This window comes from Ciceribacter azotifigens, assembly GCF_048159625.1.
GTDB lineage: Bacteria > Pseudomonadota > Alphaproteobacteria > Rhizobiales > Rhizobiaceae > Allorhizobium > Allorhizobium azotifigens.
In genome coordinates this window covers 1-2405 of sequence record NZ_JBLQTA010000053.1, presented here as the reverse complement: position 1 = coordinate 2405, position 2405 = coordinate 1, and the positions used below count along the sequence as shown (strand labels likewise).

General features: G+C 57.1%; 2 protein-coding genes and 1 pseudogene. 2 read left to right on the top strand and 1 reads right to left on the bottom strand.

The window, feature by feature from the left end; genetic code table 11:
• Positions 1–45: 45 nt before the first annotated feature.
• Positions 46–249: pseudogene (locus ACM6UT_RS23175) on the bottom strand (fibrinogen-binding protein); the annotation flags it as partial.
• Positions 250–1036: 787 nt separating this feature from the next.
• Here ACM6UT_RS23175 and ACM6UT_RS23170 point away from each other — a divergent pair.
• Together ACM6UT_RS23170 and ACM6UT_RS23165 are read left to right on the top strand one after the other, a co-directional pair.
• A complete protein-coding gene (locus tag ACM6UT_RS23170; protein WP_416799628.1) occupies positions 1037–1708 on the top strand; it encodes a helix-turn-helix transcriptional regulator in 672 nt (223 codons plus the stop codon).
• 500 nt (positions 1709–2208) lie between these two features.
• Positions 2209–2405: WGR domain-containing protein (locus ACM6UT_RS23165; RefSeq protein ID WP_416799627.1), on the top strand; the 197-nt coding region annotated here is incomplete at its 3' end.

The window sequence follows — 2405 nt, the reverse complement described above, 5'->3', positions numbered from 1 at the left end:
TCAAACCGAAACCTGATCCTGTCCGGTTTTTAAGGGGCAACTCCAGTTTGCGGCAATATCGACCTTCGCATCGACATCGACGTCAGTCGAATTGTCGGTGTTGTTACGGTTGTCGCCGTTTGCGACACCGCCGACATAGCCGGTGGAGCCTTCATCGACTTCCGTGGAGTTGATGGCGCTGTTGGCAAAGCCGTCCGCCAGTGCACCAACATTGTTTTCGGTATCGGAACCCTTCGGGTCATAAGACATTTCGAACTCTCCTAGAAAGGAGGAGCAGTCGTGAAATCCCTCTCATCTCGACTGGGATCTTTTCTCGCCTGCTCCACGCTGTTGAAATCTGCAGATGTACGCATCACGTGTTCATCTGCCCTGTCACAAGTCACGCAAGTCATTCGAGAATAGAAACCTCGAACGAGGCAATATTCTCCATCCCCGGAGGCGAACATTTGCTTCCGGCTCAGTCAGTTTGCTTTCATGTAATCCGCGTGAAACCTGCGCGAACGAGTGGATCGTCGTTCTCGGTCCCGCCAAGCCTCACCGCGGAACCAAAATGAACATCAAAAAACCGGACATTCCTAGCCGCGAAATGGGATTACTCACTGCGGCTTAACGTGCAGCGTGCTCTCTTCTTTTGTCGATGCGTCGGAAAATTCTCGTAAAAACAGCAGAAGGAGAGCCGCTACCCGATCTAGGTGCATCGCACCTAACCCGACAAGTCGTGATTGAATAGAATAATTCCAGTATATTTTCGCGCATCCCTCACACGAAAGTGCGACTTCTTTCGTCAACTGTAGCCCGAACTGGTTATTTTCTTCGGTCAGCGGAAAAGATAACATATTTCGCACAATATCAGCCCTAAGCCATCAGATGAGGACCTGGGTAACCGCGGGCTCTCCCGGGAGTTTCACTGTATTGCGTCGAAAGCAAACGGGAGCGTTGTATGTTGATGACCGAGTCTCCTCCACATGATACGGCCCCGCGAGAGCGACGTAGCTCCCCAGCCAATCTGTTCGTCATGGTGGCCAAGCAGGATTTGTTGTCGGAATGTCTCGCCGAGGTTTTGTCGAAGCACTTTCCCGAGACAGAGATCGTCGTCTATCGCAGCGCCGGCGAGATGACGCCCGAGGAATGGGAGAACGTCAGGCTGCTTCTCCTCTACGACATTGACGCCGATCATATTTACGAGATCGTCGAGGACGCTTGCAAGGAAGCACCAGAGGTTTCGATCGCGATCGTCCTCGACAGTGGCAATACCTATGATGAATATCTGAAGCACCTGGTCGCAACCGGTGCGATCGACGGCATCCTGCCGCTCACGCTTCGGCTGGATGTTTTTCTTGCCGCCATAGACCTGCTGGCGAAGGGCGGCGAACATTTTCCGGCGGCCCTCCTGCAACGGCTCCACGAAGCCGGGCCACGTCATGTCGAGACGGCCCCGACCGGCGGCCTCATCCAGAGCGTCGGGCAGCCGATCGCTCAAGATCATCAGATTTCGGTGCTGACGACGCGCGAGGTACAGATCCTGAACCTCATCTGCCTGGGGACGCAGAACAAGACGATCGCCGACCAGCTCCGTCTCTCCGAAAACACGGTGAAGGCGCATATCCGCAGCATCTACAAGAAGATGAACGTGAAGAACCGCACCGAGGCCGCCTCGCGCTTCTTCTCCGACGAGCGCGCGGGGCCGACCGGCAAGGAATACAACTGACCGGCCGGGCAGCGTTCTTCTCCGACATGCAGGACGCGCAGCGGCCAAAGCTCCGGGGCGCCTGGCCATCGTTCGATTCCGCCCGCCCGGTCGGCTGCGACGGGCCGCAGAGCGCGCGTTTTCGCCGCAACGCTCGAAGGGATGGAGCCCCTCACCGATCGTAGGACAGGATGGAGTCGTCGCGCCTGCCGTCACTCAGCCGACAGAATGCCTTCACCGATGAGCCTTAACCGTCACGCCATTCATAAACAAAATGAATCGGTCGGCCCGATCCGATTCAACAAAGTCGTTGGACGACGCGAATCGATTTCGCGACAGTCCTGCCATGACCGACCATCGCACCTGCTCCACCGAACTGCGCCGCATCGACCCGGAACGCGNAATGCCTTCACCGATGAGCCTTAACCGTCACGCCATTCATAAACAAAATGAATCGGTCGGCCCGATCCGATTCAACAAAGTCGTTGGACGACGCGAATCGATTTCGCGACAGTCCTGCCATGACCGACCATCGCACCTGCTCCACCGAACTGCGCCGCATCGACCCGGAACGCGACATGGCGCGCTTCTACCTGCTTTCGATCCAGCCGACCCTCTTCGGCGGCGTCTGCCTCGTCCGCAACTGGGGCCGGATCGGCACGGCCGGACAAGCCAAGATCGAGACCTACGACCGGCCTGACGACGCACACCGCGCCTA